At 63.2% G+C, this 6589-nt stretch carries 9 protein-coding genes; all 9 read left to right on the top strand.

Translation table 11 applies throughout. The features are described from left to right. Positions 1 to 77: 77 nt before the first annotated feature. The gene (locus I55_RS36360; RefSeq protein WP_148293970.1) at positions 78 to 485 is read left to right on the top strand and encodes a hypothetical protein; all 408 of its coding nucleotides are present in this window, start codon (positions 78 to 80) and stop codon (positions 483 to 485) included. A 322-nt stretch (positions 486 to 807) separates the two neighbouring features. After that, complete coding sequence (locus tag I55_RS26285) at positions 808 to 1569, top strand: hypothetical protein (RefSeq protein WP_044563688.1); 762 nt, start codon at positions 808 to 810, stop codon at positions 1567 to 1569. 123 nt (positions 1570 to 1692) lie between these two features. Beyond that, positions 1693 to 2082 carry a hypothetical protein gene (locus I55_RS36355; protein WP_148293969.1) on the top strand — a complete coding sequence of 130 codons (390 nt, stop codon included), beginning with the start codon at positions 1693 to 1695 and terminating at the stop codon, positions 2080 to 2082. A 251-nt stretch (positions 2083 to 2333) separates the two neighbouring features. Continuing rightward, positions 2334 to 2936, top strand: a complete 603-nt coding sequence (locus tag I55_RS33520) for a hypothetical protein (protein ID WP_159107278.1) — start codon at positions 2334 to 2336, stop codon at positions 2934 to 2936. Further along, complete coding sequence (locus I55_RS35490) at positions 2887 to 3252, top strand: hypothetical protein (RefSeq protein ID WP_049974513.1); 366 nt, start codon at positions 2887 to 2889, stop codon at positions 3250 to 3252. Before I55_RS33520 ends, I55_RS35490 begins: the two co-directional genes overlap by 50 nt. A 102-nt stretch (positions 3253 to 3354) precedes the next feature. Beyond that, the gene (locus I55_RS26275) at positions 3355 to 4440 is read left to right on the top strand and encodes a hypothetical protein (protein ID WP_049974512.1); all 1086 of its coding nucleotides are present in this window, start codon (positions 3355 to 3357) and stop codon (positions 4438 to 4440) included. Between the two features lie 91 nt (positions 4441 to 4531). Then, a complete protein-coding gene (locus I55_RS36350) occupies positions 4532 to 5497 on the top strand; it encodes a BPSL0067 family protein (protein WP_159107277.1) in 966 nt (321 codons plus the stop codon). Between the two features lie 82 nt (positions 5498 to 5579). Beyond that, positions 5580 to 5891, top strand: a complete 312-nt coding sequence (locus tag I55_RS36345; RefSeq protein WP_148293966.1) for a hypothetical protein — start codon at positions 5580 to 5582, stop codon at positions 5889 to 5891. Positions 5892 to 6046: 155 nt separating this feature from the next. After that, positions 6047 to 6589, top strand: a 543-nt coding sequence (locus I55_RS26270; RefSeq protein ID WP_044563687.1) for a hypothetical protein, incomplete at its 3' end; no start/stop codon positions are given.

The raw sequence follows: 6589 nt of genomic DNA, 5'->3' as shown, positions 1-6589 counted from the left end.
CCCGTCCCGTGTGGCGCCGATCTAATTATTTCAGTAAGTCAGTGTAAGAAAATCGCGCTGGCCCGGACCTTCTGGCTTTGAACACGCCGGCGGGCGACGGGCCCGGTCATGTCGCTTCGCCTAAGAAGTCCGTGCGGTATGCTGAGGCGGATCTGGACGGGGATGGAATACCGGAAGTCTTCCTCGCCGTGGCTGACGCTTATTACTGCGGCAGCGCGGGATGCACGGTGTACGTTTACCACAGGCAGGGTGAGCAATGGCGTTTCCTCACCGCCGTTTGGTCCGATCCAGGTGATCTGCTGGTTCTCGGACGGTCTGACAAAGGGTATCGCCGGCTCCTGCATATTTACGAAGATACCAATGCTGACGAGCCGAATGCGGACGGCGTTTATCCGAGGCATTATGAAGTGCTGTCATGGACTGGAAACGGCTACCAGTATGAGCCGCTGACGAGTGGAGCGTTTACGCGCGAGACGACGCCGTAAGAAAATGGAAACGACGTAAAGGTAGCTTGATGTGGCTTACTGATCCCGGTATATATCGAAATGTGAAATGCCGATTTGTGCCCGGAAGGCTTGATGCCTTGCCGGGCGCTTCGTTTTTCGGGCTTGTCCGATCCAGGCGGCCGCGTCCGGCGCTGTGCTGATCGGCCATTGAGGGCCGATGAGAGGCGCCCGCCGCCCGCCAAGCGATTTGTTGCGTAGGCACGGGGGCCGATCCATGTCGGCGGGGTCCCATTTGCCTCCAGTCCCAACGATCACCAACACATCTCCCGAGGCTGACTTCAGCCGGAAGGAGGCCTGACCCATGACCATGGTCCCCACCCGTGACGATACGGCGACCGATCATCCCGCCGTGACCGCCGCCTGGCGCGACCGCCGCCGCCACGGCCTGAACCCGTACCCTGTTCTAACCCCGGCCGGCCTGGTGTTGGGCGCCGGCACCGTGCTGGCCAAGCTTGCCAACGATACCTGGGCGCCGCAGGCGTTGCAGATCGATGCCGACCGCCTGCTGGCCCTGCTCTCCATCGCCTATGATCGCCGGCACACGGTGGATCAAGCCCACCGCATCCTGGCCAAGGTCCAGGCCGCCAGCCGCGCCCTGGCGGCGGGGGAGCCGGTGCAGGCGGCGATCCACCTGGCCCACGCTTGCCTGGGCGCCCTGCCCGACCCGGACGCCGCCCGGCGCTTGTTCCTGGCGGAAACGTTGCTGGACCAAGGGATGGGATCGGATGCACTGGTGAAGGCGGCCTGCTTGCCGCTCGCGAAATATAGCCCTGAACAGCCCAGGGATGACCATGGCCGCTGGACGTCGGGCAGCGCTTCCGGTGATACGACCGTCAATTCCGCAGCACGTGATACCAAGTACAATGATTTCCGTTCCGCGATAACGCCCATCGGATATGATGGAGAGCGTAATTGGTCCAGCAGTCGCGCGGGAAGCGGGAATCAATTCAAAAAACTTAAGCCGTATCCTGAGAAACCAGGAAATACCACGTGGAAAGATCAAAATGGTAAATCAAAGTCTCGGAAATCCACTCCCGAGGAGTTGGAATATTTTGCAGGATAAGAAATAAAAAGGATCCCAGGCTTCCTTCCTTTCTCTGTATTGCCGCAGAAATTGATTGAAGATCAGATGTGCCAATTCACGCCCGGAAAATGTCTTCCTGATTCTATTTAAGGATCAAAACCCATGAATGAGAATGAGCCATTCGATCTGGATATCAATGAAGATGTTCTCGATGCTGTATATAATCTAGCTATACAATTGGAGGAAAATGGAGATCAAGGCAACGCGGTTCAATTGTTGAAAATTGGCGTCCACTTTGGGCACGCGAACAGTATGAATGTGCTTGCCAATTTCTTAACTGAACCTCCCACGTTCAAGGATTTCAAGACAGCGGAGGTGTTGTATAAAAAGGCTTGTCTGGCTGGAAATCCAGCAGCATGCAGCAATTTGGCACTTACGTATTGGCAATTGGGTAAGCCGATTCCAGCTCAGAAATACTGGAAAATGGCCAAAGACCGTGGCGATCCGTGGGCCGATGAAGGCCCTCCTTGGGAACACAATGATGATGACTGAGGTTCGCATGAACCAAGAGCGAGCGCGGTTAAATCTCAACGATGCTGTAAAAGACGCTTGACGCCACTTTCTGATCCGGCTATATATCGAAATATGAAATGCCGATTTTCGCCCGGAAGGCTGAACGCCTTGCCGGGCGCTTTGCTTTCCAAGTCCGGGCGAAAATCCCTCCCGTGAACCGGAACGGCATTTCCTCATATCTGACAGCCTTTGAGAGGTGTGCCGCCGTGCCGATGCGCAAGACGCCACCCATGCCGCCCGCCACTTCGGCGGCGGCCCCGGAAACCCTGTCTTCTCCAGCGGCTGGTGACGGCCAGGTGCTCGCCATCCCCGGCCCTATTCCCGCGCGCATCGGTCGTCCCCGCGTGGTGGTCAGCGATGACCGCCGGGCGGAGGTGACGGACCTGGCGGGCAAGGGCGTGCCGCGGGGTGTCATCGCCCGCATGCTGGGCATCAGCCCGCGCACGCTGCGCCGCCATTTCGGCCGTGAACTGGAAATGGGCGCCGCCCGCGCCCACGCCCGCATCGTCGAGACGCTTTATGCCAAGGCGCTGGAGGGGCACGCCCCTTCCCTTATCTTCTGGTGCCGGGTGCGCCTGGGGTGGGGGGCCAAGGCCGGTGATGCCGACGATGGCGGTCCCCTGGAAGGGGAGGGCGACGGCTATGGCCCGCCGCCGCGCGGGAGTGGCCAGCCGCCCCCCGGTCCGGCCATTGATCCCGTGGCGTTGGAAAGCCTGAACGATGCCCAACTGGAAGCCCTCCTCCGCCGCCTGGAAGCGGCGGGCCCGGACGCGGGATGTGACGATGCGGAACCTGACGGCGCGGGCGCTGGCCGTGGTGCGGGCGGAGATTGAGCGAAGGGCGGCAAGCCGCTGGGCGCCCTTTCCCGGACCGCAGGCCCAGGCGCTGAACAGTGCCGCCGATTTCCTGTACTACGGCGGGGCGGCTGGTGGCGGCAAGACCGACCTGCTGCTGGGCGCCGCCCATACCTGCCACCGCCTGTCCATCCTGTTCCGCCGCGAATACCCGCAGCTGAAGGGCATCGCCGATCGGGCGCAGCAACTGTTCGGGGGCCGGGGGCGCTGGTCCAAGTCCGATTGGACCCTGGCGCCTGGACGATGCCGGACCCATCGAATTCGGCGCCGTGCAGCGTGCCGACGACGTGCATAATACCAGGGTCGTCCCCACGACCTGATCGCCTTCGACGAACTGCCCCACTTCACCGAGGCGCAGTTCCGCTTCCTGGTGGGGTGGAACCGGCCCGGGCCGGGCGTGGACCCGGGCCAGCGCTGCCGCGTCATCGGTGCCGGCAACCCGCCCACCGATGCCGAGGGCGCCTGGGTCATCCGCTTCTGGGCGCCCTGGCTGGACCCGACTTATCCCAACCCGGCCGCGCCGGGCGAACTGCGCTGGTTTGTGACCGATGGCCAGGGCCAGGATCGTGAGGTGCCGGGACCGGAACCTGTGACCTTGGATGATGGCGACGTGCTGACGCCCAAGTCCCGCACCTTCATCCCGGCGCGGGTTGAGGATAATCCGGTGATGATGCGGGCCGGCTATATCGCCACCCTGCAGTCCCTGCCGGAACCGCTGCGCAGTAAGATGCTGCGCGGCGACTTCGGCGCGGGGCGGGAGGATCATCCCTGGCAGGTCATCCCCACCGCCTGGGTGGAGGCCGCCATGGCCCGCTGGCAGCCGGCCGGTGAGGCCACTCCGCCCCTGGTGGCGCTGGGCGTGGATGTGGCGCGCGGCGGGCGGGACCGAACCGTGCTGGCCGCCCGCCATGGGGTCTGGTTCGCCCCGCTGGATGTGGTGCCGGGCCGCGAAACACCCGATGGCGCCGCCGTCGTCGGCCTCGTCCTGCGGCGCCTGGCGGGTGCCACGGCCGTGGAGACGCCCGGCGGCGTTGCGGTGCAGGTGGACGCCATCGGCGTCGGCGCCTCCGTCCAGGATCTGGGCGTCCTGCATGGCTTGCGCATGGTGGCGATGAACGCCGCGGCGGCCAGCGGTGCTCGCGACCGGGGCGGCCGCCTGGGCTTCGTTAACCGCCGCGCCGAATGGTACTGGAGCCTGCGCGAGGCGCTGGAGCCTGAACTGGGCGTCGACCTCGCCTTGCCGCCGGACCGTGAACTGCTGGCCGACCTGGTGGCGCCACGCTGGAAAATGACGGCGCGCGGCATCCAGATCGAGGCCAAGGACGACATTAAGGCCCGCATCGGCCGCAGCCCCGACAAGGGCGACGCCCTGGTGCTGGCGCATGCCCAGCCCGCCGGCGACGGCACCGGCCTGCTGGCCGTTTATGCCGAGATGGCGGCGGGGCTGGTGTCGCCCACCGTATCAACCGGTTCCCCGGCCTGAGACCCTTCAGGCGCGGGACCCTTTACGCCGTCTTCGCTCAAGAGATGTGTCGGCGCCCCCCAAAGCGCGCGACCGGAAAGGTCTGCCCACCATGTCGCCGCAACGATCGACGGAATTCTGGCCTGGCACCGTCCACCGCGCGGACGCCTGTTTTGATGGCGCTTCGCCCAAGGGCGGGCTGCCTTACGTGAATGATCAAGGGGCTTTCCTGGGGGGCGGCCTGCCTCTGTTACGACGTGTGGGGGACGCATGGCAGTCCCAGCCGCCTGATCGGCTGGCCTCGACACTGACCGAGACCTATGGCCGCCCCTACACGCTGGACGATGGCGTACGTTTGGCTCAGCGTCTGGCTTCAGTGGCGCAGGCGCTGAGCGAGGGCAAACGCGCGTTGGCGGCCATCGCCCCTGTGCGGGTGGGATTGCCGCCGGCGGAGGGGGCAACGAAGGCGGCTTTGGCCAAGGCTGCCAACGATGCATGGGAAGATGAAGCTCGCAACGACCAGGGGGAATGGACAACCGGCGGCGGCGCGGGGGAAACACGTTCCGATGAGGTCGAAAGTGTACAGCCGTCTGGCAAGAGTGGTCGCCGTATGGCCAACGGCTTTGCCGGCGCCACTGCCGGCCAAGCCGTGGCAGCGGAAAAAGCCATCGTCGAACAGGCAGACCGGGCGGGAGGCTGGCTAAGCAGCGCGCCTGGAACCAAACCGGAAAACGGTCGTGAATGTGTCAGTCTCGTGCGAGCCGTGTCCCGCGGTTTGGGGCATGTCGACACTTGGCGCGAAGGTGAAAGGCTTACCCCTGAATCGGCTAAGACTTTGAAGCCTGGCACTGTCGTGGCGACATTCGAAAATGGCCACTACAGCAGGGATCCTAATCATCGGCACGCTGGAATATTTATGCGCGCGGATAAAGAGGGGATTTGGCTTCTGGATCAATATAACTCTCATGATAAAGATGGAAAGCCGAACAATAAAGGGCGAGTTCGTGAGCGCTTGTATCGTTATAGTAAAAACGGATCCAAATATCAGGTTAGCGATTTCTCGACACTGGCCGAATAATGCGGAATCCTTGAAATTTCACAATGATGGAATATGATCTGGGAATCATCCAGATCTAGGGACGGTGAGACCTGGAGATGCGATGGCTGATCTAAATTTCGAACACACGGCGGTACTCCATGCCCTTGATCAGGATTCGGTCCAGAACCTGATCCGCGCCGGGATGGATCACTGGGGCATGAGCAGAGAACAATCCCTCGCCCAAGTGAAAGCGTTGGCTGAACAAGGCCTGTTCCGATGCCATGAGGACGAAGCGCAGGCCGGGCTATATACGGACGTACCGCCGGCGATGCTCAGCCTCGAATATCTTGATGCCCGTCCTTACACGTGGACGGAACCAACGGAACGCACATTCGAGCGCTGGAACGACATTCAACGCCAACTGAACGGCTAGTCTCCCCCCGAATGGTGATCGATGTTTCCATTGATCACTGCTGTCGCCGGGGTGGCGTATTGCCACACTATTTCGAGATTTCTGATGGCCTAGATCGCGGGGCGACTACTGGCTCATATCCGCTTGCCCGCCCTCCACCACGAAAGACGACACACATGTCAAGCAACCGCGACAGCAAGGGGCGCGCGGTGGCGCCGGGCATTCTTGCCCGCGCCAGTCGCGCCTTGGGGGCGGCCGTCTCCTACACGGTGACGGGCGACGCCTCCTCCTGGTTCGGCCCGCTGGACCCCTTGCCGCCCAGCGCGCCGGAGGTGGCGGGGCGGCAGTTCGACTTCCCCTCCGGCTACAACCTGCTGCAACGGCCCAAGGCGTACGAGGGGACACGGTTCGAGGCCTTGCGCGCCCTGGCCGACAGCTGGGATGTGCTGCGCCTGCTGATCGAAACCCGTAAGGACCAGATGGCGGGCCTGAAATGGACCATCCGGGTGCGGGGCGGGACCACGACCACCAACCCGGCCGATGTGCGTCCCGACGCGCGGATCGAGGCGCTGACCACCTTCTTCCGCCGGCCTGACGGGGTGCACGCCTGGTCGCGCTGGCTGCGCCTGCTGCTGGAGGACCTGCTGGTCATCGATGCGCCCACGCTCTATGTGGCGCGGACGCTGGGCGGTCAGGTCCGGGCGCTGCAGGTCATGGAC

Source organism: Azospirillum sp. B4, assembly GCF_000333275.1.
Lineage (GTDB): Bacteria > Pseudomonadota > Alphaproteobacteria > Azospirillales > Azospirillaceae > Nitrospirillum.
Note: the sequence above shows the minus strand (reverse complement) of the source record. Positions and strands in the feature narration are given on the sequence as shown.